Raw genomic sequence first — 26648 nt, 5'->3', positions numbered from 1 at the left:
TGACGGCTGCGACCAGAAGGCTAAATGTCACTTCGAAGAAGAATCCCAGGGAAAACATGACAGCACGACGTTTCATCATCGCCGGACTGCTGGCTTCGTTTCTCGGATGCGGATCGGCATCGGCGGCAATGATCGGCGTCGTGGCGCCACGCTCCGGTCCATACGCACCGCTCGGCGCCCAGGTCTTCCAAGGCGCGCGCGCGGCAGCGGATGCGGCCGGCGATACCGTTGTCGAGATCGATGAAAGTTGCGATGAGAACGGTGGTGCTGCCGCTGCCAAAAACCTCACCGATGCGAAAGTGTCTGCCGCAATCGGCTTCCTCTGCGTCGAAACGCTTTCCACCGCATTGCCGCTGCTGAAGGCGGCCCAGATCCCGGCCATTACCATCTCTGTCCGCTCGAAGATCCTGATGGAAGACACGCTGCGCAATGGCTGGCCTTTCTTCCGCATGGCACCGGCCGAAGGCGACGAGGCGGAGAAACTGTCGGAAACCATTCTCGGCATCTGGAAGGCAGAGCCGATCGCGCTGGTCGAGGACGGCACGATCTACGGCCGCGAGCTTGCGAGCGCCATCCGCCAGCGTCTCGAACCGATGGGCATCACGCCGATCTTCACCGACACCTTCCGGCCGGGCCAGGAACAGCAGGTGGCGCTGGTACGCCGTCTCGCCAAGGCGGGGGCAAGCCATGTGTTCGTCGGCGGCGACCGCAACGACATGGCGATCATTGCCCGCGACGGCGCTTCCGAGAACATTCCGCTCACCCTGCTTGGCGGCGATAACTTGCGTGCAGCCAACCGTCCGGTGCCGCTGCGCGACGGCGTTTTAGCCGTTGCCCTTCCCGATTATGCCGCCCTGCCCTCCGCGGCAGCAGCCGTCGCAGCCCTGCGCACAAAAAATATCGACGCGACCGGCTACATGTTGCCCGCTTATGCCGCGACCGAACTGGTTCACCAGGCGGCGACTACTGCGGCAGGCCAACCTCTGGCTCAGACGATCGGCAGCCGTTCCTTCAATACGGTGATCGGCCCGATTGCCTTCGATCGCGGCCATGAACTGAAGGATAATCCGTTCCGCCTGCTCGAATGGCGTGGATCGACGTTCACCCTGTCGCGTCCGGCGACCGAGTGACGTTGTTCCCGTGACATCGCGATGTTAGAGGGACAGCCGACAACCGGAGATTTTCGACCCATGACCCTGGCCGCGCCCCTGCCGATCCGCATCGCCCCGTCCATTCTCGCTGCCGATTTTTCGAAGCTCGGCCAGGAAGTTCGCGACGCCGTCGAAGCGGGAGCCGAATGGGTCCATCTCGACGTGATGGACGGGCATTTCGTGCCGAACATCTCGTTCGGACCTGATGTGATCAAGTCGCTGAGGCCGTATACGACCGCCTTCTTCGACTGCCACCTGATGATCTCGCCCGCCGACCCTTACCTCGAAGCCTTTGCCAAGGCCGGATGCGACGGCATCACCGTACATGTCGAAGCGGGGCCACACCTGCACCGCTCGCTTCAGACGATCCGCTCGCTCGGCAAGAAGGTCGGCGTCACGCTCAACCCGGCAACACCGCTCTCGGCGATCGAGAACGTTCTCGACGACATCGACCTGATCCTGATCATGAGCGTCAATCCCGGCTTCGGGGGCCAGAAGTTCATCCCCGCGATGGTCGACAAGATTCGCGATGCCAGGACAATGATCGGCGGCCGGCCGATCGAGCTCGAAGTCGACGGCGGCATTACCGCCGAGACGATCGGCGCAGCAACCGCTGCGGGCGCCAATGTCTTTGTTGCAGGATCTGCGGTTTACAAAGGCGATGGAATCGCGGCCTATCGTGAGAATATCGCGCGGCTGAAAGCTGCGGCGGAGGACGGACGCAGATGATGTCAGGCTTGCGATCTTCGGTTCCGGCATTTGCGGCGATAATGTTCGCCGGTTCCACATCGGCTGCCGATATCGCAAGCGTCCGCCCGATCGGCTTTTCTTCCGACGGCGCCGTTTTCGCCTTCGAGGAATATGGCATCCAGGACGGATCCGGTTTCCCCTATGCCAATATCTTCGCGCTCGACCTCAATAAGGATACCTATCTGCCGGGTACGCCGTTCCGGGTCCGGCTGGAAGAAGACGGGGCGACGATCGCCAAGGCCCGCTGGCAGGTCCACAATGACGCAGATGTGATGGTCGAAACTCATGAGCTCGCCAATCATCCGGGTGAACTCGTCGCCTTCAATCCGATCACCGAGATCGGCACCGATCCGCATCAGCTCCGCTATCGCAGCGTGCCGGCCCTGCCTCCTGTCGGAGAAGCCAATACGCTTGTTCTCGAGGAGGTACCTCAGCCTCTCGATCCGCAATGCGAGGGCATAGTCGAAAAGACGGTCTCGCTGCGCCTGCGCTTTACCGAGCGAAACGGAAAACCGGTCGACGACATGGTCCACGAAGACCAGCGCATTCCCGCCTCACGCGGCTGCGTCACCGGGTACCGGCTCGCCGGCGTCGTCACCGGTTCATCGCTCGAAGGTGCTCCGGTCGAAGTCGCGTTGGTCATGGTCCTCAGCGCCGGTTTCGAGGGCCAGAACGGACGCTGGATCGCCGTTCCGGTCAAAACGACGCCCTGATCTCGTTTGATCGGCCTCAAAAACTTGAGCTTCGCCGCGCTTCTTGCTACAGCGCAGCCGACACTCGTGAAGGAAACGACAAACCCATGATCTCCCGTTACTCGCGGCCCGAAATGGTGGCCATCTGGTCGCCCGAAACCAAGTTCCGCATCTGGTTCGAGATCGAGGCACATGCCTGCGATGCGCTTGCGGCGATCGGGGTGATCCCGAAATCGGCAGCGGAGACGATCTGGGAAAAGGGTGGCAGCGCCACATTCGATGTCGCGCGCATCGACGAGATCGAGGCCGTCACCAAACATGACGTCATCGCCTTCCTGACCCATCTTGCCGAATTCGTCGGTCCGGACAGCCGCTTCATCCACCAGGGGATGACGTCTTCCGACGTGCTCGACACCTGCTTCAGCGTGCAGCTGGTTCGCGCCACGGATCTGCTGCTTGCCGATATCGACAAGCTGCTCGAAGCGCTGAAGCGTCGCGCCTTCGAGCACAAGGACACGGTCACGATCGGCCGCAGCCATGGCATCCACGCGGAGCCGACGACGTTCGGCGTCAAGCTCGCCCAGGCCTATGCCGAATTCGACCGCAACAAGACGCGTCTGCTCGAAGCCCGCGACGAGATCGCCACCTGCGCGATTTCCGGCGCCGTCGGCACCTTTGCCAATATCGATCCCCGCGTCGAGGAACATGTCGCCGCCGCCATGGGCCTGAAGCCGGAACCGGTCTCCACCCAGGTCATTCCGCGCGACCGTCACGCCATGTATTTTGCTATCTTAGGCGTCATCGCCTCGTCGATCGAGCGGCTGTCGATCGAGGTCCGCCACCTGCAGCGCACCGAAGTGCTTGAAGCGGAAGAGTTTTTCTCGCCGGGCCAGAAGGGCTCGTCAGCGATGCCGCACAAGCGCAATCCGGTGCTGACCGAAAACCTGACGGGCCTTGCCCGCATGGTACGCTCCTACGCGCTGCCCGCCATGGAAAACGTCGCGCTCTGGCACGAGCGTGACATTTCGCACTCTTCGGTCGAGCGCATGATCGGCCCGGACGCGACGGTGACGCTCGATTTCGCGCTGGCGCGCATGACCAGCGTGATCGACAAGCTGCTCGTCTACCCTGAGAACATGATGAAGAATATGAACAAGTTCCGCGGGCTTGTTCACTCGCAGCGGGTGCTGCTTGCCCTTACGCAAGCCGGCGTCTCTCGCGAAGACGCCTATCGTCTCGTACAGCGCAACGCGATGCGGGTCTGGGAAGAAGGCAAGGATTTTCTCGAGGAGCTGCTGGCGGACCAGGAAGTCCGCGCCGCACTGTCTGAAGCGGACCTGCGCGAGAAATTCGACCTCGGCTATCACACCAAGCATGTGGACACGATCTTCCGCCGGGTTTTCGGCGAGGCTTGATCTTGACCCTCGGCGAACACAGATAGGCGCCATGAAGGCATCCGAAGCAGATATATTGATCGTCCCCGGCTACACCAATTCCGGGCCACATCACTGGCAGACCCGTTGGGAGCAGAAGCTGACGACGGCCCGCCGGGTCGAGCAGGACCAATGGTCAAAGCCGGTGCGCGAGGACTGGATTGCACGGGTCGCCGAAGAGGTGAACTGCGCGACGCGGCCTGTCGTCATCATAGCCCATTCGCTCGGCATCCCGACCGTCATTCACGCCATTCCGCTGTTCACGAAACCGGTGGCCGGCGCCTTTTTCGTGGCCCCGCCGGAAGTGGACAATCCGTCCATCCGGCCCAGGCACCTGCAGACCTTCGGGCCCTACCCGCGCGATCCGCTCCCCTTCCCGTCGCTGACGATCGCGAGCCGCAACGATCCGTTCGGCTCCTATGAACACGCGGACGACATCGCGTCCGCCTGGGGTTCGATGCTCGTCGATGCCGGAGAAGCTGGCCATATCAACCAGGATTCCGGCCACGGCCCCTGGCCCGAAGGCACAATGGTTTTTGCCCAGTTCCTCAGCCGTCTGAAGCCATAAAAACATGGTGCAATGGGCAGCGCCCCATAATTTCAGGGTGTGTCAATTCGAACAGCATTTTTAAGCCGGACTTAATTGACACTTGCTAAGGTGCCCGCTCGTTTTGTAGCGCCAGGCTGTGCCGATGCCGTCAAATGTTCTCTCGCGCCTATTGGACTCCGGCCTAGGAGACGAGATCGGCGTTCTTGAGACGGTGTTCCAGGCGGCCCCGTTTCCGATTGCCATCGTCGACCACGCCGCTACGCTGTTGTTTGCGAATGGCACATTCAGACGCGAATGGATGGGCGACGGCCGTCAGCCGGCGGCTTTGTCAGCCATCCTGCATCCGGGTGACCAGGACAGTTTCCATCGGACGATCCAAGGCCTGACTCTCGATTCTCCGGCGGAACGCCTGGAACTGCGCGTCATGGATCCGAACGGATCGCAGCGGTGGGTGCTAGCCACCTTCGCACCACTCGGCAAAAATCTGAAAGGTCAGATTCTCTCTGCGGTCCACCTGACCGACATCACCGATCAGAGACGGCAGGTCGAAGAGCTTATCGAACGTGAAAGCCGTTGGGACAACGCGCTTGTCAGCTCCGTCTCGGGGGTCTGGGATCACAATTATACGACCGGCCAGAAATATTACTCGCCGGTGTGGCGGCAGATCCGCGGAATGTCACCGGAGGATCCACTTGCCGCCAGCACGAAGGAATGGCTGGAGCTCGTGCATCCGGACGACCACGACCATGTCATTCATGCCATCGAGCGGCAGAATGCCGGCGATCCGGCCTATGCCGTCTTCGACTATCGCGAACGCCACAAGCAAGGCCATTGGATCTGGATCGAATGCCGGGGTGCGTGCGTCGAATGGGACGCGAACGGCAAGGCGACCCGCGTCGTCGGCACGGACACGGATATCACCGCCCGCAAGGCCGCGGAGGAGACAACCGCACAGATGTCGCGACGGCTCGACATGGCCCTCGAAATATCCGGCATCGGCGTCTACGAATCCGATTTCTCCACCGGCGAGGTCGAGTGGGATGAGCGGATGTTCCGTATCTATGGGCTGGCAAAGAGCGAGGAAGTGAAGATCGGCGGGCTCTGGGAGAGCTTCCTGCACCCGGGCGATGCCGCCCGGGTCCAGGCAAACGTTCTCGACAATATCGAGGAGGGCAAACGCTTTTTCGATGAATACCGCGTGATACTACGGGACGGCTCCGAACGTGTGATACGCACCCGCACCATGTCCTTCATCGACGGTAACGGTCACCAGAAGATGGTCGGCGCCAACTGGGATGTCACCGCCGATGTGACGCTCCACCGCGAACTGGAACGGGCAAAGACCCTTGCCGAGGCGCGCAACCGCGAACTCGAAGCCGCCCGCAGCAGCATCGAGCACAATGCGATGCACGACTACCTGACCGATCTCCCCAATCGGCGTTATCTCGACGAGATGCTGGATCGCATGGCGGCGGAATGCGCCCGCGACCGGCACGGCATCGCAATCCTGCATATCGACCTCGATCGCTTCAAGCAGATCAACGACACGCTCGGCCACAGTGCTGGCGACACGATGCTGAAGCATGTGGCGAAAGTTCTCAAAGGCACGATCCGCAAGGGAGATTTCGTCGCCCGTATCGGCGGCGACGAGTTCGTCATCCTGTCGAAATTCGAAGGCTCGCCACGCAAGCTCTCGCATCTGGCCGACCGCATCATCAAGGAACTGCGCAAGCCGGTATCCTATGAGGGCCACGACTGCCGTTTCGGTGCCAGCATCGGTATCGCCTGCCATACGGGAGCGGATGTGGATGCGAGACAGCTTCTCCTGAACGCCGATATCGCGCTCTACCGGGCCAAGAACCGGGGCCGCAACCGGCATGAATTCTTCTCGGCCGATACCCAGAACGAGATCATCAGCACGAAGCGGATTTCAGACGAGATCCTGCTTGCTCTCGAGCGTGACGAATTCATTCCGTATTATCAGCTGCAGTTCGATGCGGCGACGCTGGAGATTTCCGGCGTGGAAACGCTGGCGCGGTGGATGCACCCGGAGCGGGGCATGCTGTCTCCGGACAAATTCCTCGAAATGGCCGAAGAGCTCGACGTCGTCTCGGTCATCGACGGAACCATACTCGACAAGGCGCTTGCCGATTTCCGCGATTGGCGCAGCAATGGCCTCTCGATCCCAAAACTCTCGGTCAACGTTTCATACCGGCGGCTGCACGATGCCTCGCTGCCACGCAAGCTCAAGAAGCTGAAGATCGAGCCGGGGACCGTATCCTTTGAGCTCCTGGAATCGATATTCCTCGACGATTGCGACGACGATATCCTGAAGAACCTCGCCCGGATCAAGAAGCTCGGCATCGATATCGAGATTGACGACTTCGGCACCGGCCATGCGTCGATCATCAGCCTCCTCCGGCTCAATCCGCGTGCGCTGAAGATCGACCGCGAGCTCGTTCGTCTCGTCTCGCAGTCGCAAAAGCAACGCAAGATGGTCGGATCGATCATCGAGATCGGCAAGTCGCTGAATATCGAGGTCGTCGCGGAAGGCGTCGAGACCACGGAACAGATTCGTATCCTGCGCGATCTCGGCTGCGATGTCCTGCAGGGTTATGCGCTCGCAAGGCCGATGCCGCGCAGCAGCATTCCGGATTTCATACTTTCGGGCCGTTGGCGCACGGGCGAAAGCACACAGCCCGACGGCCGCAAGCGACACGCCACGGACAACTGAGCCGGTCTCATCCACAGAAACAGAAAGCTGCGCCCGACCGGACGCAGCTTCTATATCAGTCTGGTGAAATGCAGCTTACTGGTTCTCGATCTGATCGACCGCCTGAGCCAGAAGCTCCAGCATCTTGGAGCGGATATCCTGGTCCGAGATGGAAACGCCGGCGGCATCGAGATCGCTACGCAGCTTGCGGAAGACATCCTCGTCACCCGCTTCCTCGAAGTCGGCAACGACGACTTCCTTTGCGTAAGCTTCGGCATCCGTCTTGCCGAGCAGGCCGGCCGCCCAGAGACCTGCGAGCTTGTTGCGACGGGCAAGTGCCTTGAACTTCAATTCAAGATCCAGGGCAAACTTGTTTTCAAAGGCTTTTTCGCGATCGCTGAGGCCACTCATCTCGGGTCTCCCAAAGTAAACTTTTATGGGACCCCCTTAATCAAAAGACGAGCGAAGCGCAATCGGCGGCGTGTCGATTCCGACACTGGCGGACGCAGAATCCCGATACGAAATTGACGAATGGCAATTACATCACAGGAAAGCTTCGGCTTCGCGTAAAGAGCAGCTACCGCATCCAGCATCATGCCCTCGCTTCCTTGGCCGCCCCGATCGGCAGGTTGTGCATCCAGGTCCATAGCTCGTCACCGGAAACGACGACACCGGCGGCGTCGAAATCATGACGCAATTGGGTGGCTATGTTCCTGTAGAGCTTTGCCGTCGAGGCGGAAAAACCTGATCCGAACCCGGCCGCCTGTGTCGGCAATGCAAGCCGAGGCCCCTTAAGACCCCGGCGACGAGATTCCGCGCGAAACTGCGAGCTGCGGTCATAGGCAAATTTGCCCCAAACGCCCTTGGCGCCATCACGACGAAGGTGCACATCATGATCCCCTGTTTTCCCTGTTTATTGCCGCTCGTGGGATCCGGACATCCTAATTGCTAGAGCAAAACCTTTGAAAACCTGTGTAGTCTGGAGGTCAACGATTCTTGGTTACGCTTCGCCAACCCCTCGCCTACAAAGGTTTTGGAGGCCCGCATTGTGAAACCCGTTCTTTTCCGATAAGGGACCGCTCAAACATCATCCATTGCGTCCCGCAGGGCGCCAACAACGAGATAAAAATCATGAACCGTCGCCGCCGTATCTACGAAGGCAAGGCCAAGATCCTTTATGAAGGCCCTGAGCCCGGCACGCTGATCCAGTTCTTCAAAGACGATGCCACAGCCTTCAACAAAAAGAAGCACGGCGTCATCGACGGCAAGGGCGTCCTCAACAACCGCATTTCGGAATACCTCTTCACCCATCTGAACAAGATCGGCATCCCGACGCATTTCATCCGCCGGCTGAACATGCGCGAACAGCTGATCAAGGAAGTGGAGATGATTCCGCTCGAGATCGTGGTGCGCAACGTCGCCGCCGGCTCGCTCTCGACCCGCCTCGGCATCGAGGAAGGCATGGTCCTGCCGCGTTCGATCATCGAGTTCTACTACAAGTCCGATGCGCTCGCCGATCCGATGGTTTCCGAAGAGCATATCACCGCTTTCGGCTGGGCGAACCCTGCCGAGCTCGACGACATCATGGCGCTTGCCATCCGCGTCAACGACTTCCTTTCCGGCCTTTTCCTCGGCGTCGGCATCCAGCTCGTCGATTTCAAGATCGAATGCGGTCGCCTGTTCGAAGGCGACATGATGCGCATCATTCTTGCCGATGAGATTTCGCCGGACAGCTGCCGTCTTTGGGACATCGAGACCAAGGAAAAGATGGACAAGGACCGTTTCCGGCAGGATCTGGGCGGTCTGGTGGAAGCCTATTCGGAAGTGGCGCGCCGTCTCGGCATCATCAATGAGAACGAACCCGTCCGCGGCACCGGACCGGTTCTCGTCAAGTAATTGGGGGTAGATCAGTGATCAAGGCACGCGTGACGGTCACGCTCAAGAACGGCGTTCTCGATCCGCAGGGCAAGGCCATCGAAGGCGCGCTCGGCAGTCTCGGCTTTTCCGGCGTCGGCCATGTCCGCCAGGGCAAGGTCTTCGACCTGGAGCTCGAGGGCGCCGACAAGGCGAAGGCCGAGGCGGACCTGAAAGCCATGTGCGACAAGCTGCTGGCAAACACTGTGATTGAGAACTATACTATCGCCCTCGACTGAAGGTTGCGGAGCGTGTGATGGCTGAAGTCACGAACGAACTGATGTATGAGCTGCTGAAGCGCGTGCACGCCGATATTGCTGATCTGAAAGTCGACCAGCGCGAGCTTAAGGCCGAAATGAATGCGATGCGCGGTACCATGGTCTCCATGCATCAGGATATTCATAACATCTACATGACTTTGGAGAGGCACAGCCAGCGTCTCGACCGTATCGAAAACCGCCTCGAACTGCGCGAGCTCGCCGAGGCCCAGGCAAGGTTTGAACCGCACCCATGAAATCCGCCGTCGTTCAGCTTCCCGGTCTCAATCGCGATCGCGACATGATCGCCGCCCTCACCAAGATCTCCGGCAAGGCGCCGATTACCGTCTGGCAGACAGAGACCGACATCCCGGATGATGTCGATCTCATCGTCATTCCGGGCGGCTTTTCCTACGGCGATTATCTGCGTTGCGGCGCGATCGCGGCCCGCATGCCGGTGATGCAGGCGATCAAGGACAAGGCGGACAAGGGCGTCAAGGTACTCGGCGTCTGCAACGGGTTCCAGATTCTCGTTGAAGCCGGCATGCTGCCCGGCGCGCTGATGCGCAATTCCTCGCTGAAATTCGTCTGCAAGGAAGTGAAGCTCGAAGTGGTCAATGCCGACACGGATTTCACCCGGGCCTATGAAAAGGGCCAGGTGCTCCGTTGCCCGGTCGCCCATCACGACGGCAATTATTTCGTCGATGCGGAGACGTTATCGGGCATGGAAGATCGTGGCGAAATCGTCTTCCGTTATGCCGAAGGCACCAACCCGAACGGCTCGCTGAACGATATCGCCGGCGTCATGAACAGCCGCGGCAATGTGCTCGGCATGATGCCGCACCCGGAAAACCTGATCGAAGTCGCCCATGGCGGCAATGACGGGCGCGGAATTTTCGCCTCGGCGCTCGATGTCATCGCCGCGACCGCCTGAACCTTCATCTTATCCGGATCGATCCTAGAACGACCGAAACCACGTCAGGACGTTTTGATGCCGTTCTCCCATCGCCTGCCCGCCATGTCGTCTCTCGTGATCCTCGGCGTGGCGCTGTCCGCCTGCCAGCCGGGGCGTCCGGCGGCGGTGACGGCCAACCGCGCCGCGCTTCCGACCATGGAACGCGTGGCGCTGGCCGCCAATAGCTGCTGGTTCAAGTCGGGCGATGCGGCGTTCAAGCCCTACCGCCTGGCACCGGAACTCAACTCCTTCTCCGGCCGGCCGCGCATTCTGGCCGTACCGCGCAACAGCCCTGAGTCGCGTCCGATGCTGGTCGTCCAGGCGGAAGGCAACCCCGCCCGCCTCGACGCTTTCGGCCCGATGATCAACGGTCCCGATGGGGAGAGGATCAAGCGTGACGTCCTGCGCTGGGCCGGCGGCGCGACGGGCTGCTGATATTAACCATCTGTATTTACGCATTAATATGTGATCTGTTGCACGCCTGCACCGCCCTGTCCAAATCGTCACATTTTTTGGCCACAAGTGATAACACAGTGTGAACGGTGCTGGACGGCGTCAAAGTGCCATTGTACCACTTCGATCTGGAAGAGTGGGCGAGCGCACCGAGTGCGGATCGCACCGGTCGCCGGCATGGCGGCGCTTATGAGGGCGGTGTAATGAACAAGGCATTTTTCGCATCTGCAATCGGAGCCATCATTTTGGCTTCGGGCATATCGTCCTCGGCATTTGCTCAGGAACGTCTGTTCGATGAAGTGCGAATCGGCGTCTCTGGTTCGATTCAGAGCGCGAGCACTTTCGAGAAGGGTGCCTTCCCGTCCGCTACCGTCTTCTTCGACCCCTTCGACCAGCGTCACGCCGAGAGCTTCATGGACCACATGCTGCGTCCGCGCGTCCATGTCGGCGCAATCGTGTCGACGGCAGGCGAAGCAAGCCAGGTGTTCGCTGGCTTCACCTGGACTGCACCGATCACCGACCGCATCTTCGTCGATCTCGGCTTCGGCGGCGCCTTCAATAACGGCAATCTCGACAAGCCGAATGACGGTCCGAAGGTCGGCTGCCATGCGCTCTTCCACGAGTCGCTCGGCCTTGGTTACAACATCACCAATAACTGGCGTGTGCTGGCAACCGTCGAGCACTCCTCGAATGCCAACCTCTGCGACTATAATGCCGGCCTCTCTTATGCAGGCATCGCCGTCGGCTACAAATTCTGATCCAGATCGCGTATTTTCCAACTGAGGCGCCGGTTTTCCGGCGCTTTTTGTTTTCCGGCTCCGACACCGTAACGCTGCACAGCCGTATTTTCCTGTCGCGCCGCTTTGCGACTTAGGCTAAAGAGCGCCAAGAGCTTGGCCCTTCAATCCAGAGAAGATCATGACCATTCCGAATAGTATCGCGATCACTCCCGAACTCGTCGCCTCGCATGGCCTGAAGCCCGACGAATATCAGCGGATTCTCGATCTGATCGGACGCGAACCGACTTTCACGGAACTCGGCATCTTCTCGGCCATGTGGAACGAGCACTGCTCCTATAAATCCTCCAAGAAATGGCTGCGCACACTGCCGACCAAGGGACCGCGCGTCATCCAAGGTCCTGGCGAAAACGCCGGCGTGGTCGATATCGACGATGGCGATTGCGTGGTCTTCAAGATGGAGAGCCACAACCACCCGTCCTATATCGAGCCCTACCAGGGCGCGGCGACGGGCGTCGGCGGCATCCTGCGTGACGTGTTCACTATGGGCGCCCGGCCGATCGCGGCACTGAACGCGCTGCGCTTCGGGGCACCGGATCATCCGAAAACCAAACATCTCGTGTCTGGCGTCGTTGCCGGCGTCGGCGGTTACGGCAACTCCTTCGGTGTGCCGACTGTCGGCGGCGAGGTTGAGTTCGATCCGCGCTACAACGGCAATATCCTGGTCAACGCGTTTGCTGCCGGGCTTGCCAAATCCAACGCCATTTTCCTGTCGGAGGCCAAGGGCGTCGGTCTGCCGGTCGTTTATCTCGGCGCCAAGACCGGCCGCGACGGTGTCGGCGGAGCCACGATGGCATCGGCCGAGTTCGACGAATCGATCGAGGAGAAACGCCCGACCGTCCAGGTCGGCGATCCCTTCACCGAAAAATGCCTGCTGGAAGCCTGCCTTGAACTGATGGCGACTGGTGCTGTCATCGCGATCCAGGACATGGGCGCCGCCGGTCTCACCTGCTCGGCGGTCGAAATGGGCGCCAAGGGCGATCTCGGCATCGAACTCGATCTCGATATGGTGCCGGTGCGCGAAGACCGGATGACAGCCTACGAAATGATGCTGTCGGAAAGCCAGGAGCGCATGCTCATGGTGCTGCAGCCGGAAAAGGAAGACCAGGCCAAGGCGATCTTCGTCAAATGGGGCCTCGACTTTGCGATCGTCGGCAAGACCACCGACGACCTGCGCTTCCGTGTCCTGCACCAGGGCGAGGAAGTCGCAAACCTGCCGATCAAGGATCTTGGCGACCAGGCTCCGGAATACGATCGGCCGTGGGTCCAGTCGAATGTTCGTGCACCCCTGCCCGCTTCGCAGGTCGCGGCACCTGCGGATTATAACCAGGCGCTGCTGAAACTCGTCGGCTCGGCCAACCAGTCCAGCCGACGCTGGGTCTGGGAACAGTATGACACGCTGATCCAGGGCAACTCGCTGCAGCGCCCGGGCGGCGATGCCGGCGTGGTGCGCGTCGAGAACCACCCGACCAAGGCGCTCGCCTTCTCCTCCGACGTCACGCCGCGTTATGTCGAGGCCGATCCGTTCGAGGGCGGCAAGCAGGCGGTCGCCGAATGCTGGCGCAATATCGTCGCCACCGGCGCCGAGCCGCTCGCCGCCACCGACAACCTCAATTTCGGCAATCCGGAAAAACCTGAAATCATGGGCCAGCTCGTCGGCGCCATCAAGGGCATCGGCGAGGCCTGCAGGGCGCTGGATTTCCCGATCGTTTCCGGCAACGTCTCGCTCTACAACGAGACCAACGGCGTCGCGATCCTGCCGACCCCGACGATTGCCGGCGTCGGCCTGCTGCCCGACTGGCAGAAGATGGCGAAGATCGGTTCTGCCAACGATGGCGACAAGCTGATCATGATCGGAACCGACGGCACCCATCTCGGTTCATCGATCTATCTGCGCGACATCCTCGACACCAACGACGGTCCGCCGCCGGAAGTCGATCTGAAGGCCGAGCGCCGCAACGGCGATTTCGTCCGTTCGCTCATCCGCAACGGCCAGGTAACGGCCTGCCACGACATTTCCTCGGGCGGCCTGGTGATCGCGCTTGCCGAAATGGCGATGGCATCGGCCAAAGGTATGAAGGTCGGCATCAAGGAACAGCGCGGCCCGGCCCATGCGCTGCTATTCGGCGAAGACCAGGCTCGTTACGTGATCGCGGTGCCTGCCGATCTTGCCAATTTCGTGCAGGCCAGCGCCGAGAGCGCCGGCGTACCGTTCCGCCCGCTCGGTACCGTCGGAGGTGCCAGCTTGATCGTCGACGACCTTATCGACATTGCGGTCCCGCAGCTCACGGACGCCCACGAAAGCTGGTTCCCAGCCTTCATGGCCTGATCCAGTCCAGCCCGTTCCGATACCACAGCCGCGATTTCCAGATCGCGGTTTGTTTGCACAGGTGAACAAATTTGAAGCGCGGGGGATTGATGGACTCGGGCTGTCCCGGTAAGCGTTGCGGCTTTCTGAATTAGGAAAGTAAGCGCAAAAAATGCTTATGCCGATTTTGACCTGGTTGAGGTCATCGGGCCCGACCTGGCACTACAAGCGCATCTGGCTCGATGCACTAATCATCACCCTTTGCCTGAACGTTCTGGCCTGGATGATTTTTTCGAAGATGGGAATGACCACCCACGACATCTTCGATGAAGACGGCCCCATCGAAGACATTCAGTCCGCTTCGCTTGCCGTAACCGCCTTTTTTGCCGTCATGGCGGCCTTGGGTACGCGGATATTGGCTCGCTTCGTCGCAATCACGACGGCCTGCATTTCCATCGTGTTCTTCATGCGCGAGATGCCAATATGCCGTGGAAGTATGACAATTTATTGTGTGTCGAAGACCTGGCTGCCGATTATTATCGGCGCGGCCGCTCTCATCCTGCTGATTGCGACGATCGTGTTCGAATATCGCCATAGAGGAGGCATTCTCCGGGCCATTCATCCACGCCTTTCCTGGCCGCTGGCCCTGATTGCCGCCGTTCTCGGCATCAGCCAGCTGGCCGAACATTTCGATATCGTCGTGATGGAGGAAAGCTTCGAGTCCTACGGCTTCATGATCCTGACCCTGAGTTCCATCTGGCTTTTTCGATTCTCCCGGGCCCAGCATCTTCCGCCGCTCAGAACCCGAGCCAAAGCCAGCCTCCACAAGGTGAAACACGTATTATTACACCATTGAGGCGGAGCCCTTCGATCCAGCTTTGACCGCAGAGCAGCTTTGAGGCAGTGTATCCTGACAAAAGGTTCTGCGGTTTTGAGTCCCGCGGAGAGAAAAGGGATGACATCATGGCTATGAGACCCGGTGAAATCGAAGACCTGATCAAGGCCGGCATTCCCGGTGCCAAGGTCACCATCCGGGATCTTGCCGGCGACGGCGACCACTATGCCGCGGAAGTGGTGGCGGAAGCCTTCCGGGGAAAGAGCCGGGTGCAGCAGCACCAGATGGTCTACGAGGCACTGAAGGGCAATATGGGCGGCGTGCTGCATGCGCTGGCGTTGCAGACCTCCGCTCCGGCGGAGTGAGGGATGTCAGTCCGGGCTAAGGTTCGAAGCCGGGGCTACGCGAAACAATAAGCGCATTCCGACGGACTATTCCGCTGGAATTCCCGATGCTGGATTGCTATTTAAGGCAGATCACGCAGCGCAGCGGCCCTTGAAACCGCATGTGAAAGGATAGGACATGAGCGGAATTACCGATTTTATCGCCAACGAAGTGAAGACCAACGACGTCGTTCTCTTCATGAAGGGCACCCCGCAGTTCCCGCAATGTGGTTTCTCCGGCCAGGTCGTGCAGATCCTCGACTATCTCGGCCTTGATTATAAGGGCGTCAACGTGCTCGCCGATGCGGAGATCCGCCAGGGCATCAAGGACTATTCCAACTGGCCGACCATTCCGCAGCTTTACGTCAAGGGCGAGTTCGTCGGCGGTTGCGATATCGTCCGCGAGATGTTCCAATCGGGCGAATTGCAGACTCATCTGCAGGAACAGGGCATCGGCGTTCGCGGCGCTGCCTGAGATTTTCCGGACTGCTGTCCGGGATATTTTAAACGATATTTTTCAAGGCGCCGCTCCCAACGGCGCCTTTCACGTTGTTTAGGAAACTGCTGTGACAAATCCTTCACAAACTGCCCCGGCCCGCCTGCGCGGCATGGGTCGGGTCGAGTTCATCGCGATGATGGCGATGCTGATGGCCATTAATTCGCTTGCCATCGACATCATGCTTCCCGGGTTGCAGGAAATCGGCGCATCGCTTGGCGTCGTCAACGAAAACCACCGCCAATATGTGGTTTCGGCCTATCTCTTCGGCCTCGGCGCCGCGCAGATCATCTATGGATCGGTCTCCGACCGTTTCGGCCGCAGAAATCCGATGCTATTCGGCCTCGGCCTCTATTTCGTCTGCGCGGTCGGCGCCGTCATCGCGCCATCATTCGGAGCGCTGTTGGCCCTTCGCTTCATCCAGGGCGCAGGAGCGGCCGCAACGCGAGTGATTTCCATCTCGATCGTGCGCGACGTATACGGCGGTCGCGCCATGGCGGAAGTCATGTCGCTGATCATGATGGTCTTCATGGTCGTGCCGGTCATCGCGCCGGCCACGGGCCAGGTGATCATGCTGTTCGGCAACTGGCACCTGATTTTCGTGTTCATGGCGGTCGCCTCGCTCTGTATCGGCTTCTGGATGTATTCGCGCCTTCCGGAAACGCTTGATCCGGCCGATGTGCGTCCCTTCACCATTTCGTCGATCCTGCACGCCTTCCAGATCGTTCTGACCAACCGCCTTGCCCTCTGCTACACGATTGCCAGCACATTCATTTTCGGCGCCATGTTCGGCTTCATCAACTCGGCCCAACAGATTTATGTCGGGATCTACGACGTGGGCGTCTGGTTCCCGCTGGTCTTCGCCTGCGTGGCGGTGTTCATGTCGGCGGCATCCTTCCTGAACGCCAGGTTTGTCGGGCGTTTCGGCATGCGGCGCCTTTCGCACGGCTCGCTGCTTGGCTTCATCAGCATCACATTCGTCTGGATGCTCGTGCAGATCTTCGGGCCTCAGCCCATGCCGCTCGTGATCTTCATCGCGTTTTTCGGGCTCTCGATGTTCCAGTTCGGCTGGATCGGCTCGAACTTCAATTCGCTCGCCATGGAGCCGCTTGGCCATGTCGCCGGAACGGCGTCCGCCGTGCTCGGCTTCATGAGCACAGTCGGCGGCGCGCTGATCGGCGTCGCGATCGGCCAGTCCTTCAACGGTACGGCGCTGCCGCTGGTCGCAGGTTTCTTCACCGTCTCGATCATCGGGCTGATCTTCGTGCTGATCGGCGAAAAGGGAAAACTTTTCCAGCCGCACAATCCGAAGATCTGAGAAGCATTCAGCCTTTCGGGGATGCCTCCCCCGGAAGGCACCATTTGTTCCCCGCAAAACCGACTTCAGAAGAATTCGTCCAGCAGTCGAAACCATGCAAGACAGTCGCGGTCGATATCGCCGCCGTAGCGGATCAGGAAGATCTCGTCCCACGGACTGCCGAGGTTGTATCGGATACTGTGCTGGGCAAGCGCCAAATCCTGATAACGATCCGAGACGCCGAGCCGGCCGCAATCGACAAAGCCGGAAAAAATGCCGCGATCGGCAATGAGGTTCGGCAGGCAGGCATCACCATGGGCGACGACCATATCCTCGATCGCCGGCCGTCCCTTCTCGAGCCGGCGTATCAGATCCGCGATCGGGGTACCCAGCCGCTCCGCATCGAAATCATCTTCGTCCACCAGCCCAGCCTCGACGCGGGTTCGCGCTAACTCTATCCGTGCGACGACGCGGTGATCGAACGGGCACGATCCCGGTTCGAGCGAGTGCAATCTATGCAGGGCCTGTGCGACAATTTCGACGATGTCCTCCGGCGGCAGATTCGCTTCAACCAGATTGGAGCCGGGCACCGCCGACAGGAGAAGCCAGTGGCGCGCCTCCTCGGTGATCTCATCAATGACGATGGGACACGGAATACCGCTTGTGCCGAGCCAGCGCAGCCGGGCAGCTTCACCGGGCAAATCCGCGAAGGGGCTCACCGCCTCCGTCTTGACGAAAAAAACCTCGCCATCCGCTGCCGTCAACCGATGGACCGAGGCAGCCGAGCGACCGATCATGATGTCCTGTACCGCATGACCGCCCAGCCGCTCCCGCCATGCCTCGGGGAGTTGCGAAAGAGAATGCACCATGCCCTCGCCTTCCCGTGTTGTCGGTCGTGTCGGTGATCAGCCGATGATCTCGTTGCGCAGCATCTGCCAGCTTTTCTTGTCGGTGGCGAGCAGCAGGCCTCCGTCGACATGGTGGGGCATGTAAGGAGAGCCATCGAAGCGCGCGACATAACCGCCCGCCTCCGTGCCGATCAGCGTGCCAGCCAGATGGTCCCAGGGCATCAGCTTGTTGTAGAGCACGAACTGCACATGCCCGCCGGCGAACGTGCGGTATTCATGGGCCGAGCAGCGATAGTTGGCGAAGAACCGGACTTTGGCGAGATTGCCGAGGATCCGCTCCCGCTCGCCGCCGAAGAAATATCCGGGCGAGGCCATACCGATCATGGCATCGATCGGCCGGGCGTCGGCGACCGAAAGCCGGATCGCCTCGCCGTCCGGACGCCTCAGGAACGCGCCGGCGCCCCTTTCCGCCATGACCCAGTCGTCGCCCATCGGATCGTAGATGATGCCGGCAACCGTCTCGCCCTTCCAGACGACGGAGGCCATGACGCCGAAGGCCGGAATGCCCGAGGCGAAGTTGAACGTGCCATCGACCGGATCGACGACCACCGCGAATTCCGCATCGGCAAGCTTGGCGAGCAGCGACGGATCGGCCGCCACCGATTCCTCACCGATGAAGAGCGCGCCGGGCGCGAAAGCTTCGAGTTCTCGGCGGATCATCCGCTCGGCGGCCTCGTCGGCCTCGGTCACCAGGTCGGACGGCTCGCTCTTGGAGCGGACGTCGCCGCTGCGCAGCCGCCGGAAACGCGGCAGGATTTCGGCCTTGGCGGCAAGGCGCAGAAGATCGGCAAGCTTCGTGATGTCGAGCGGAAGGGTCATGACAACGGTCTCTTGGAGTATTGGTGCGCGAAGGCTGGGTTGGGGAGGAATTCAGAGATTTTGAGCGGCTTGCAGGCCGGAAAAATCGAAGAGTTTCGGATCGAGCAGGTGCGACGGGTTCACATGGGCGAGCGCGCGCAACATTGTGTCCTTGCGGCCCGGCATCCGGGCCTCGATATCGGCAAGCATCGCCTTCATCGCATTGCGCTGCAGGCCATCCTGCGAGCCGCAGAGATCGCAAGGAATGATCGGGAACTGCATGGCGGCCGCGAATTTCGCCAGATCGTCCTCGGCGCAATAGGCGAGCGGCCTCAGCACCATCATGTCGTCTTCGTCGTTCAGGAGCTTTGCCGGCATGCTGGCGAGCCTGCCGCCATGGAAGAAGTTCATGAAGAAGGTTTCGAGGATATCTTCCCGGTGATGGCCGAGCACCAGTGCATCACAGCCCTCCTCGCGGGCGATGCGATAGAGGTTGCCGCGCCGCAGCCGGGAACAGAGCGAGCAATAGGTGGCCCCTTCCGGCACCTTTTCCTTCACGATCGAATAGGTATCGCGATATTCGATGCGGTGTTTTACGCCGATCGAGGCAAGATATTCCGGCAGAACGTGTTTGGGGAAGTTCGGTTGGCCCTGGTCGAGATTGCAGGCAATCAGCTCGACCGGCAGCAGGCCGCGCCATTGCAGATCCAGCAGCACGGCGAGCAGCGAATAAGAATCCTTGCCACCCGAAAGTCCGATCAGCCAACGCTTCTGGCCGTTCAGCATGCCAAAATCGTCGAAAGCCTGGCGCACCTGCCGGAGCAGGCGCTTACGCAGCTTGTTGAACGAGACGGAGCTCGGCGCATCCCGAAAAAGCGCCGGCACGAGGCCATTTTCGACCTCATTCAGCTCGTCGTCGATCTTGGCCGTCACGCCCATTGGTTTTCCTTTGAAGCCGAAAAGCGGACTATGCCCGCTTCCGGTGTTTGTCGTCAGGCGCCGAGAGCGGCTGCCACCGCGTCGAGCGCCTCATTGGCCTTGGCGCCATCCGGTCCGCCGGCCTGGGCCATGTCGGGACGGCCGCCGCCGCCCTTGCCGCCAAGCGCCACGGACGCGACCCGGACCAGATCCACGGCGCTGAAGCGCTCGACCAGATCCGGCGTGACCGCGACCACGGCGCTGGCCTTGCCATCTTCCGAAACGCCGATCAGCGTGACGACGCCGGAGCCGAGGCTCGCCTTGCCTTCATCCGCCAGGCCCTTCAGGTCCTTGGCATCGATGCCGTTGAGCGCCTTGCCCATGAACTTGATGCCGCCGATCTCCCTGAAATCGCCGGCCGAACCGCCCTGCCCGCCGCCCATGGCGAGCCGGCGCTTGGCATCCGCGAGTTCCTTCTCCAGCTTGCGGCGCTCGTCGATCAGCGCCTCGACGCGCGAAACCAATTCCGCCGGCTGCACCTTCAAGGCACCTGCCAGCGTCTTCACCCGCTCATCCTGCTCGGCAAGATAGAGACGCGCCGCCTCGCCCGTCACCGCCTCGACGCGGCGAACGCCGGCGCCGACGGCGCTTTCACCGAGAACGCGAACAAGGCCGATATCGCCGGTCGCATTGACATGGGTGCCGCCGCAGAGCTCGATCGAATAAGCCTTGCCGGCCTTCGGGCCTTCGATTGCCTTGCCCATCGCAACGACGCGAACTTCGTCGCCGTACTTTTCGCCGAACAGCGCCATGGCGCCTTCCGCGATCGCATCATCGACGCTCATCAACCGGGTCGTGACCGGCGCGTTCTGGAGGATGATGGCATTCGCCATGTCCTCGACCTTCTGCAATTCTTCGGCCGACATCGGCTTCGGATGCGAAACGTCGAAACGCAGGCGCTCGGGCGCGACAAGCGAACCCTTCTGGGCCACGTGCGTGCCAAGCACTTCGCGAAGCGCCTCATGCAGCAGATGGGTGGCCGAATGGTTGGAACGCAGGCGCGAGCGACGATCGTGATCGACCGTCAGCGCTGCGGCATCACCAACCTTCAACGTGCCCTCGGTCACGGTGGCGATGTGGACGAATACGCCCTCGCCCTTCTTCTGGGTATCCGAGACATTCAGCCTGGCGTTGTCGGTCGCAATCACGCCGGTATCGCCCATCTGGCCGCCGGATTCGCCATAAAACGGCGTCTGGTTGACGACGATCTGGATCTGGTCGCCGGCGGACGCGCTGTCGACAGCCTTGCCGTCGCGGACGATCGCCTGCACCACCCCTTCAGCGGTTTCCGTGTCATATCCGAGGAATTCGGTGGCGCCGTGCTTTTCCTTGAGCTCGAACCAGATCGTTTCCGTCGCCTTGTCGCCGGAACCGGTCCAATGCGAGCGGGCTTCCGCCTTCTGGCGCTGCATGGCATCGGTGAAACCGGAAATATCGACGCCGATTTCGCGGGCGCGCAAAGCGTCCTGCGTCAGGTCGAGCGGAAAACCGTAGGTGTCGTAGAGCTTGAAGGCGGTCTCGCCATCGAGCATGTCGCCCTTGTGAAGCGTGTTCGTCGCATCCGACAGCAGCGAAAGGCCGCGCTCCAGTGTCTTGCGAAAACGGTTTTCCTCGAGCTTCAGCGTTTCGGAAATCAGCGATTCGGCACGGACCAGTTCCGGATAGGCGCGGCCCATCTGCTGGATGAGCGCCGGCAGCAGCTTCCAGAGCAGCGGATCGCGAGCACCGAGCAGCTGCGCGTGGCGCATGGCGCGGCGCATGATGCGGCGGAGCACGTAACCGCGGCCTTCGTTCGAGGGCAGCACGCCGTCCGCGATCAGAAATGCGGAGGAGCGTAGATGGTCGGCGATGACGCGGTGGCTGCCGCGATGTTCGCCTTCCGCCTTGACGCCGGTCGCCTCTTCCGAGGCCGAGATCAGCGCCCGGAACAGGTCGATGTCGTAATTGTCGTGCCGGCCTTGCAGGACGGCCGCAACGCGCTCCAGGCCCATGCCGGTTGTCGATCGACGGGCGCGGCAGGTCGATCCGCTCTTCCTTCGTCACCTGCTCGTACTGCATGAAGACGAGGTTCCAGATCTCGATGAACCGGTCGCCATCCTCTTCCGGCGAACCGGGAGGGCCGCCCCAGATATGGTCGCCATGATCATAGAAGATTTCCGAGCACGGGCCGCAAGGACCGGTATCGCCCATCGCCCAGAAATTGTCGCTGGTCGGAATGCGGATGATCTTGTCGTCCGAAAGACCGGCGATCTTCTTCCAGAGGCCGAAAGCCTCATCATCGGTGTGGTAGACGGTCACCAGGAGCCGCTTGGCGTCGAGGCCGAATTCCTTGGTGATCAGGTTCCAGGCAAGCTCGATGGCATTCGCCTTGAAATAGTCGCCGAAGGAGAAATTGCCGAGCATTTCGAAGAAGGTATGGTGACGGGCGGTGTAACCGACATTATCGAGGTCGTTATGCTTGCCGCCGGCACGAACGCATTTCTGGGCGGTCGCCGCGGTCGAATAGGGGCGTTTCTCAAGACCAGTAAACACGTTCTTGAACTGAACCATGCCGGCATTGGTGAACATCAGTGTCGGATCGTTGCGCGGCACCAGCGGACTGGAGGACACGACCTCGTGTCCGTTCTTTCGGAAATAGTCGAGGAAGGTCGACCGGATTTCATTCACGCCGCTCATGCTACGCCCTTTTTACCGCCGGATGCGGTCCTATTATTCGAAAACCAGAGGCTTGTATCGCCCACACCCCCAACTGTCCAGCCGCCCCGCCGCCTCACCGAACGAGAAACCGGCCGCGCATCTTTCCATGCGCGGCCGGTTCAAAATAATCCGCCGGAGAAATCTCCGAGTGCGGCGGAACCGCTTTACATATCCGCGGCCGCGTCGCCGTCGTCAGCGTCGGGACCGCCGTTCTGCAGGAAGCGGTCGGCAATAAGGCCGGCATTCTGGCGGAGCGACGTCTCGATCTCGCGGGCGAGTTCCGGATTGTCACGCAGGAAGGTCTTGGCGTTCTCGCGGCCCTGGCCGAGGCGCTGGCTGTTATAGGAGAACCAGGCACCTGACTTCTCGACGATGCCGGCCTTGACGCCGAGATCCACCAGTTCGCCGGTCTTGGAAACGCCTTCGCCATACATGATGTCGAATTCGACCTGCTTGAAGGGAGGCGCCATCTTGTTCTTGACGACCTTGACGCGGGTCTGGTTGCCGACCACTTCCTCGCGTTCCTTGACCTGGCCGATGCGGCGGATGTCGAGACGAACAGAGGCGTAGAATTTCAGTGCATTGCCGCCGGTGGTGGTTTCCGGGGAACCGAACATCACGCCGATCTTCATGCGGATCTGGTTGATGAAGATCACCATCGTATTCGACTTGGAGATCGAAGCGGTGAGCTTGCGCAGCGCCTGGCTCATCAGGCGTGCCTGAAGGCCCGGCAGGCTGTCGCCCATCTCGCCCTCGATTTCGGCACGTGGCGTCAGAGCCGCAACCGAGTCGATAACGAGGACATCGACGGCACCGGAACGGACCAGCGTGTCGGTGATTTCAAGTGCCTGCTCGCCAGTATCCGGCTGCGAGATCAGAAGGTTCTGCAGATCGACGCCAAGCTTGCGGGCATAGACCGGGTCGAGCGCGTGTTCGGCGTCGACGAAGGCGCAGATGCCGCCCTTCTTCTGGGCTTCGGCAATCGTCTGCAACGCAAGCGTCGTCTTGCCGGAGCTTTCCGGACCGTAGATTTCAACGATGCGGCCCTTCGGCAGGCCGCCAATGCCAAGCGCGATATCGAGGCTGAGAGAGCCGGTGGAAACCGTCTCGATCTCGACAATGCTCTCGTTTGCACCGAGCTTCATGATCGATCCCTTACCGAAGGATCGTTCGATCTGCGACAATGCCGCTTCCAGCGCCTTACTCTTGTCCACGCCTTTATCCTCTACGAGCCGCAAACTATTCTGTGCCATCTGGTCCCACCTTTAGGTTATTGCCGCCGCGCACGCAATGAAGCAGCCGATAAAGGTGATGTACCTATTTTGTTCTCATTTGACAAGGGTCGCTCAAGAGATTGAGTCAAAATAGATATTTCGATTTCGTTCTCATGATGTTCACGCCCGCTGTGGGTGTGGAAAATTCCCGTTTGAAATCAAGGCTGCGCCGCAATTTGACGAGGGAATCGCGGCGTTTGAAATTTATGAGGGACGATCCGATTCTCACTCCGAATCGAGCATTTCCCGGACCGCGACGGCAAGCTGCTTCAGCGAGAAGGGCTTTGGCAGGAAGCCGAATTTCGCGTCGGCCGGCAGGTTGCGGGCAAACGCATCCTCCGCATAACCGGAAACGAAGATGAACTTCATGTCCGGATAGGTCTTGCGCAGTTCCGTCAAAAGCGTCGGCCCGTCCATTTCAGGCATGACGACGTCGGAGACGACGATATCCACCTGGCCCTGGAGCTCTTCCATGATGTCGAGCGCCTCGGTGCCGGAACCCGCTTCGTGCACGGTGTAGCCGCGGGTTTCCAGCATGCGCTTGCCGCCTCGGCGGACGGCCTCCTCGTCCTCGACGAGCAGGACCACCGCCGACTTTCCGGTGAGGTCGAGATCGTCGGAAGCAGGCGTCGACACGACAGGCGCGAGAGCGGCTGGCGGCGCCTGCGTACTGGTTGCGGTAGCGTCCTGGACGACGACGGGCGTTTCGGGAATGTGGCGTGGGAGGAACATGCGGAAACTCGTGCCGCGTCCGACTTCCGATTCGGGATAGATATAGCCGCCGGACTGTTTGACGATGCCATAGACCATCGAGAGGCCGAGGCCGGTCCCCTTGCCGACTTCCTTGGTGGTAAAAAACGGTTCGAAGATCTTGTCCATGATTTCGGGCGAGATGCCCGTGCCGGTGTCGGAAACCTCGACCATCACGAAGTCTTCGGCTGGCAGATCCGCCTGGTTGAAACCGCCCGCATCCTCGGCGGATACATTGCGGGTCTTGATCAGGATCGTGCCGCCCTGGGGCATGGCGTCGCGCGCATTGACGCAGAGGTTGATCAGCACCTGCTCGAATTGCGACAGGTCGGTGCGCACCGGCCAGAGATCGCGGCCGTAGTCCACTTCGAGCTTCACATTGGTACCGGAAATCAGCCGGTCGACCAGCATGCGCAGGTCGCCGACCACGTCGGTGAGGTTCAGCACCGCCGGACGCATGGTCTGCTTGCGCGAAAAGGCGAGCAGCTGGCGCACCAGCACGGCGGCACGGTTGGCGTTGCGCTTGATCTCCATCAGGTCGGCAAAGCTCGCGTCGGATGGGCGCGCCTGCAGGAGGAGGTGGTCGGAGGACAGAAGAATCGCGGTCAGGACGTTGTTGAAGTCGTGGGCGATGCCGCCCGCCAGCGTGCCGACGGCATTGAGCTTCTGGGTCTGGGCCATCTGGGTTTCGAGCGCCTTCTGCTCGGTCGTCTCGACGGCATAGACGATCGCGGCCTCTTCCGGCGCCTCGTCGCTCTCGTCGATCACGGCGTTCACATAAAAGCGCACATAGCGGTTCTCGTCGCCGGGATGGCGCGAATCGATCGGCGCTATATCGCCCTGGCCGTCCTTGGCGGCGGCAATCGCATGCATCAGATGCTGGCGGGAATTGTCGTGCACGATGCGGTCGAGTTCGATACCGGCATCCACGTCGTCGCGGGAAACGACGCCGGCAAACAGTTTGAGGAACGGCGCATTGATGCGCAGGATCCGGCCTTCGCCATCGACGGAGGCGATCGCCATCGGCGTATTGTTGAAGAAGCGCGTGAAACGCATCGCGGAGGCGGACTGGTCGCCCTCGCCGCCCTTCGGTCGCGCCAGCACGATGGTGCGGCTTTCGCCCGGTGCGCCGTCGCGGGTGGCGCTGACATTGTGCACCAGCCGCACGGGCAGGCTCTGGCCGTTGGCACGGCGCAGATCGAGGTCGAGCGTTTCGGTGCGCTTCAGCCCGGGTGCGGCCTGCACTGACTGGATCAGCGCCATGCCTTCGCCGGCCACCAGATCGGCAATCGTCACCGAGCGCGGCACGAACTTGGTCAGGTCGATGCCGAGCCATTCGGCAAGCGTGGCGTTCAGATAGAAGATCTCACCCTTCTTGCCGGCGGAGAAGAAACCGGCGGGTGCGTGATCGAGATAGTCGATCGCGTTCTGCAGTTCGCGGAAGAACCGTTCCTGATCGTCGCGTTCCGAGGTGATGTCGGTGATCTGCCAGATGTCGAGCTGGCCCTTGCGGCTGTCGGCGGGCGTCAGCAGCCGTGCCTTGAGACGGTACCAGTGGGCACCGGAACCATTGCCGGTCGTCCGTCCGATCGGCTGGAGAAGCCGGAACTCCTCATGGCCTTCCCGGCCTTCGCGCAGAGCCGTCGTCAGCCTGTAGAGCGCCTCGGTCGATTCGCGGGTCTTGGACAGAAGCGCTTCGAGCGACTGCACGTTGCTTGCCTTTGTCGCGCCGGTCATCCGGCCATAGGCGGCATTGGCGTAGAGAATGCGGCCCTTGGCATCGGTGATCAGAATGCCGTCGGGATGGTTGGCGAGGAAACCACGGGCCAATTCGTCGGAACGCGACTGCGGCATGACCTCGACGAGGCCGATGATCGACGACACCAGGAAGAAGATGCCGACCATGGCGAGAATGCCGAGCAGGCCGAGCACCAGCTCGTTGTCGAGCGCATGCTGGAACATCACGAAGCCGGCAGCCACGCCACAGAGAACGAGCGCCAGAAGGACTATCCGGACGATGGTGCCGCCACGCGTCCCTTTTTCCACCAGGGGCGCATCGTAGTTGCCGCTCTGCTGCAACTTCGTCATCAATTCCTCGCATTTCGACCGGCGCTGCGGCCATGAACATTCAGGGATCAGGAATCCCGCGATTCCTTATTAGCAAGTTGCTGGTTAAGCAAAAAGCTCTGCTGCGCCACAAAACCCGGGACAGTTTGGCGGAGTGACCTATCTTTGCTCTTCTGCGCTGTCTTTCAGCGC

24 protein-coding genes and 1 pseudogene are annotated in these 26648 nt (G+C 60.8%); 17 read left to right on the top strand and 8 right to left on the bottom strand.

Annotation, left to right across the window (positions count from 1 at the left end; all coding sequences use genetic code 11):
- Positions 1-56: 56 nt before the first annotated feature.
- The 6 genes from ACZ9IU_RS11000 to ACZ9IU_RS10975 all read left to right on the top strand — a co-directional run bounded on the left by ACZ9IU_RS11000 (position 57) and on the right by ACZ9IU_RS10975 (position 7310).
- Positions 57-1130, top strand: a complete 1074-nt coding sequence (locus ACZ9IU_RS11000) for a branched-chain amino acid ABC transporter substrate-binding protein (protein ID WP_038542894.1) — start codon at positions 57-59, stop codon at positions 1128-1130.
- A gap of 60 nt (positions 1131-1190) precedes the next feature.
- Complete coding sequence (gene rpe / locus ACZ9IU_RS10995) at positions 1191-1880, top strand: ribulose-phosphate 3-epimerase (RefSeq protein WP_038542892.1); 690 nt, start codon at positions 1191-1193, stop codon at positions 1878-1880.
- The gene (locus ACZ9IU_RS10990; RefSeq protein WP_051899713.1) at positions 1877-2614 is read left to right on the top strand and encodes a DUF2259 domain-containing protein; all 738 of its coding nucleotides are present in this window, start codon (positions 1877-1879) and stop codon (positions 2612-2614) included. The genes rpe and ACZ9IU_RS10990 overlap by 4 nt, the downstream gene beginning before the upstream one ends.
- An 86-nt stretch (positions 2615-2700) precedes the next feature.
- Entirely contained in the window at positions 2701-4008 is a 1308-nt protein-coding gene (purB, locus tag ACZ9IU_RS10985; RefSeq protein ID WP_038542884.1) for an adenylosuccinate lyase, read from the top strand.
- A 31-nt stretch (positions 4009-4039) separates the two neighbouring features.
- The gene (locus tag ACZ9IU_RS10980; protein ID WP_038542882.1) at positions 4040-4594 is read left to right on the top strand and encodes an RBBP9/YdeN family alpha/beta hydrolase; all 555 of its coding nucleotides are present in this window, start codon (positions 4040-4042) and stop codon (positions 4592-4594) included.
- A 124-nt stretch (positions 4595-4718) separates the two neighbouring features.
- Positions 4719-7310: a sensor domain-containing protein gene (locus ACZ9IU_RS10975; RefSeq protein WP_038542880.1), complete on the top strand. Its 2592-nt coding sequence runs from the start codon at positions 4719-4721 to the stop codon at positions 7308-7310.
- Between the two features lie 75 nt (positions 7311-7385).
- Here the strand turns inward: ACZ9IU_RS10975 and ACZ9IU_RS10970 are convergent, their stop codons facing one another.
- Together ACZ9IU_RS10970 and ACZ9IU_RS10965 are read right to left on the bottom strand one after the other, a co-directional pair.
- Positions 7386-7700 carry a DUF1476 domain-containing protein gene (locus tag ACZ9IU_RS10970; protein ID WP_038542878.1) on the bottom strand — a complete coding sequence of 105 codons (315 nt, stop codon included), beginning with the start codon at positions 7698-7700 and terminating at the stop codon, positions 7386-7388.
- A gap of 181 nt (positions 7701-7881) precedes the next feature.
- Positions 7882-8178 (bottom strand): hypothetical protein, encoded by a 297-nt coding sequence (locus ACZ9IU_RS10965; RefSeq protein WP_038542876.1) that lies wholly within the window; start codon positions 8176-8178, stop codon positions 7882-7884.
- 242 nt (positions 8179-8420) lie between these two features.
- On the opposite strand from ACZ9IU_RS10965, the gene purC reads away from it, so the two are divergent.
- The 11 genes from purC (at position 8421) to ACZ9IU_RS10910 (ending at position 17005) form a co-directional block, all read left to right on the top strand.
- Positions 8421-9185, top strand: coding sequence for a phosphoribosylaminoimidazolesuccinocarboxamide synthase (purC, locus tag ACZ9IU_RS10960; protein WP_038542873.1), 765 nt, complete (start codon positions 8421-8423; stop codon positions 9183-9185).
- 14 nt (positions 9186-9199) lie between these two features.
- Entirely contained in the window at positions 9200-9442 is a 243-nt protein-coding gene (purS, locus tag ACZ9IU_RS10955; RefSeq protein ID WP_038542871.1) for a phosphoribosylformylglycinamidine synthase subunit PurS, read from the top strand.
- A 17-nt stretch (positions 9443-9459) separates the two neighbouring features.
- Positions 9460-9717: a hypothetical protein gene (locus tag ACZ9IU_RS10950; protein ID WP_038542869.1), complete on the top strand. Its 258-nt coding sequence runs from the start codon at positions 9460-9462 to the stop codon at positions 9715-9717.
- The gene (gene purQ, locus ACZ9IU_RS10945) at positions 9714-10394 is read left to right on the top strand and encodes a phosphoribosylformylglycinamidine synthase subunit PurQ (RefSeq protein WP_038542867.1); all 681 of its coding nucleotides are present in this window, start codon (positions 9714-9716) and stop codon (positions 10392-10394) included. Before ACZ9IU_RS10950 ends, purQ begins: the two co-directional genes overlap by 4 nt.
- 57 nt (positions 10395-10451) lie before the next feature.
- Positions 10452-10850: a hypothetical protein gene (locus ACZ9IU_RS10940; protein ID WP_038542865.1), complete on the top strand. Its 399-nt coding sequence runs from the start codon at positions 10452-10454 to the stop codon at positions 10848-10850.
- A 221-nt stretch (positions 10851-11071) separates the two neighbouring features.
- Positions 11072-11626, top strand: coding sequence for an acyloxyacyl hydrolase (locus tag ACZ9IU_RS10935; RefSeq protein WP_038542863.1), 555 nt, complete (start codon positions 11072-11074; stop codon positions 11624-11626).
- Positions 11627-11786: 160 nt separating this feature from the next.
- Positions 11787-13994 carry a phosphoribosylformylglycinamidine synthase subunit PurL gene (gene purL, locus ACZ9IU_RS10930; RefSeq protein WP_038542861.1) on the top strand — a complete coding sequence of 736 codons (2208 nt, stop codon included), beginning with the start codon at positions 11787-11789 and terminating at the stop codon, positions 13992-13994.
- Between the two features lie 157 nt (positions 13995-14151).
- Complete coding sequence (locus tag ACZ9IU_RS10925; protein WP_038542859.1) at positions 14152-14829, top strand: hypothetical protein; 678 nt, start codon at positions 14152-14154, stop codon at positions 14827-14829.
- Positions 14830-14936: 107 nt separating this feature from the next.
- The gene (locus tag ACZ9IU_RS10920; protein WP_007770085.1) at positions 14937-15173 is read left to right on the top strand and encodes a BolA family protein; all 237 of its coding nucleotides are present in this window, start codon (positions 14937-14939) and stop codon (positions 15171-15173) included.
- A 157-nt stretch (positions 15174-15330) separates the two neighbouring features.
- Positions 15331-15666, top strand: coding sequence for a Grx4 family monothiol glutaredoxin (grxD, locus tag ACZ9IU_RS10915; RefSeq protein ID WP_038542857.1), 336 nt, complete (start codon positions 15331-15333; stop codon positions 15664-15666).
- Between the two features lie 91 nt (positions 15667-15757).
- Complete coding sequence (locus ACZ9IU_RS10910) at positions 15758-17005, top strand: multidrug effflux MFS transporter (protein ID WP_038542854.1); 1248 nt, start codon at positions 15758-15760, stop codon at positions 17003-17005.
- A 65-nt stretch (positions 17006-17070) separates the two neighbouring features.
- Here ACZ9IU_RS10910 and ACZ9IU_RS10905 read toward each other — a convergent pair whose 3' ends face one another.
- The 6 genes and pseudogenes from ACZ9IU_RS10905 to cckA form a co-directional block, all read right to left on the bottom strand.
- A complete protein-coding gene (locus tag ACZ9IU_RS10905) occupies positions 17071-17853 on the bottom strand; it encodes an APH(3') family aminoglycoside O-phosphotransferase (RefSeq protein ID WP_038542852.1) in 783 nt (260 codons plus the stop codon).
- 36 nt (positions 17854-17889) lie between these two features.
- Complete coding sequence (locus ACZ9IU_RS10900; protein ID WP_038542850.1) at positions 17890-18711, bottom strand: inositol monophosphatase family protein; 822 nt, start codon at positions 18709-18711, stop codon at positions 17890-17892.
- A 51-nt stretch (positions 18712-18762) separates the two neighbouring features.
- Positions 18763-19629 (bottom strand): tRNA 2-thiocytidine(32) synthetase TtcA, encoded by an 867-nt coding sequence (gene ttcA / locus ACZ9IU_RS10895; protein WP_038542848.1) that lies wholly within the window; start codon positions 19627-19629, stop codon positions 18763-18765.
- A gap of 53 nt (positions 19630-19682) precedes the next feature.
- Positions 19683-22344 (bottom strand): annotated as a pseudogene (alaS, locus tag ACZ9IU_RS10890) (alanine--tRNA ligase).
- Positions 22345-22529: 185 nt separating this feature from the next.
- Complete coding sequence (gene recA / locus ACZ9IU_RS10885) at positions 22530-23618, bottom strand: recombinase RecA (RefSeq protein ID WP_038542844.1); 1089 nt, start codon at positions 23616-23618, stop codon at positions 22530-22532.
- Between the two features lie 246 nt (positions 23619-23864).
- Positions 23865-26477 carry a cell cycle histidine kinase CckA gene (gene cckA, locus ACZ9IU_RS10880; protein WP_038542843.1) on the bottom strand — a complete coding sequence of 871 codons (2613 nt, stop codon included), beginning with the start codon at positions 26475-26477 and terminating at the stop codon, positions 23865-23867.
- Between the last annotated feature and the right edge of the window lie 171 nt (positions 26478-26648).

The organism is Mesorhizobium sp. USDA 4132 (assembly GCF_056279545.1).
This window is presented reverse-complemented; position numbering and strand designations above follow the sequence as displayed.

Excerpts from the sequence above, each read along its gene's own strand:
- purB (WP_038542884.1), top strand. The coding sequence starts at position 2,701 with ATGATCTCCCGTTACTCGCGGCCCGAAATGGTGGCCATCTGGTCGCCC.
- ACZ9IU_RS10900 (WP_038542850.1), bottom strand. The coding sequence starts at position 18,711 with ATGACCCTTCCGCTCGACATCACGAAGCTTGCCGATCTTCTGCGCCTT.
- ACZ9IU_RS10975 (WP_038542880.1), top strand. The coding sequence starts at position 4,719 with ATGCCGTCAAATGTTCTCTCGCGCCTATTGGACTCCGGCCTAGGAGAC.
- cckA (WP_038542843.1), bottom strand. The coding sequence starts at position 26,477 with ATGACGAAGTTGCAGCAGAGCGGCAACTACGATGCGCCCCTGGTGGAA.
- ACZ9IU_RS11000 (WP_038542894.1), top strand. The coding sequence starts at position 57 with ATGACAGCACGACGTTTCATCATCGCCGGACTGCTGGCTTCGTTTCTC.
- grxD (WP_038542857.1), top strand. The coding sequence starts at position 15,331 with ATGAGCGGAATTACCGATTTTATCGCCAACGAAGTGAAGACCAACGAC.
- ACZ9IU_RS10925 (WP_038542859.1), top strand. The coding sequence starts at position 14,152 with ATGCCGATTTTGACCTGGTTGAGGTCATCGGGCCCGACCTGGCACTAC.
- ACZ9IU_RS10905 (WP_038542852.1), bottom strand. The coding sequence starts at position 17,853 with ATGGTGCATTCTCTTTCGCAACTCCCCGAGGCATGGCGGGAGCGGCTG.
- ACZ9IU_RS10920 (WP_007770085.1), top strand. The coding sequence starts at position 14,937 with ATGGCTATGAGACCCGGTGAAATCGAAGACCTGATCAAGGCCGGCATT.
- purQ (WP_038542867.1), top strand. The coding sequence starts at position 9,714 with ATGAAATCCGCCGTCGTTCAGCTTCCCGGTCTCAATCGCGATCGCGAC.
- recA (WP_038542844.1), bottom strand. The coding sequence starts at position 23,618 with ATGGCACAGAATAGTTTGCGGCTCGTAGAGGATAAAGGCGTGGACAAG.
- ACZ9IU_RS10935 (WP_038542863.1), top strand. The coding sequence starts at position 11,072 with ATGAACAAGGCATTTTTCGCATCTGCAATCGGAGCCATCATTTTGGCT.
- ACZ9IU_RS10940 (WP_038542865.1), top strand. The coding sequence starts at position 10,452 with ATGCCGTTCTCCCATCGCCTGCCCGCCATGTCGTCTCTCGTGATCCTC.
- ACZ9IU_RS10970 (WP_038542878.1), bottom strand. The coding sequence starts at position 7,700 with ATGAGTGGCCTCAGCGATCGCGAAAAAGCCTTTGAAAACAAGTTTGCC.
- ttcA (WP_038542848.1), bottom strand. The coding sequence starts at position 19,629 with ATGGGCGTGACGGCCAAGATCGACGACGAGCTGAATGAGGTCGAAAAT.
- purL (WP_038542861.1), top strand. The coding sequence starts at position 11,787 with ATGACCATTCCGAATAGTATCGCGATCACTCCCGAACTCGTCGCCTCG.
- ACZ9IU_RS10990 (WP_051899713.1), top strand. The coding sequence starts at position 1,877 with ATGATGTCAGGCTTGCGATCTTCGGTTCCGGCATTTGCGGCGATAATG.
- ACZ9IU_RS10950 (WP_038542869.1), top strand. The coding sequence starts at position 9,460 with ATGGCTGAAGTCACGAACGAACTGATGTATGAGCTGCTGAAGCGCGTG.
- purC (WP_038542873.1), top strand. The coding sequence starts at position 8,421 with ATGAACCGTCGCCGCCGTATCTACGAAGGCAAGGCCAAGATCCTTTAT.
- rpe (WP_038542892.1), top strand. The coding sequence starts at position 1,191 with ATGACCCTGGCCGCGCCCCTGCCGATCCGCATCGCCCCGTCCATTCTC.
- ACZ9IU_RS10980 (WP_038542882.1), top strand. The coding sequence starts at position 4,040 with ATGAAGGCATCCGAAGCAGATATATTGATCGTCCCCGGCTACACCAAT.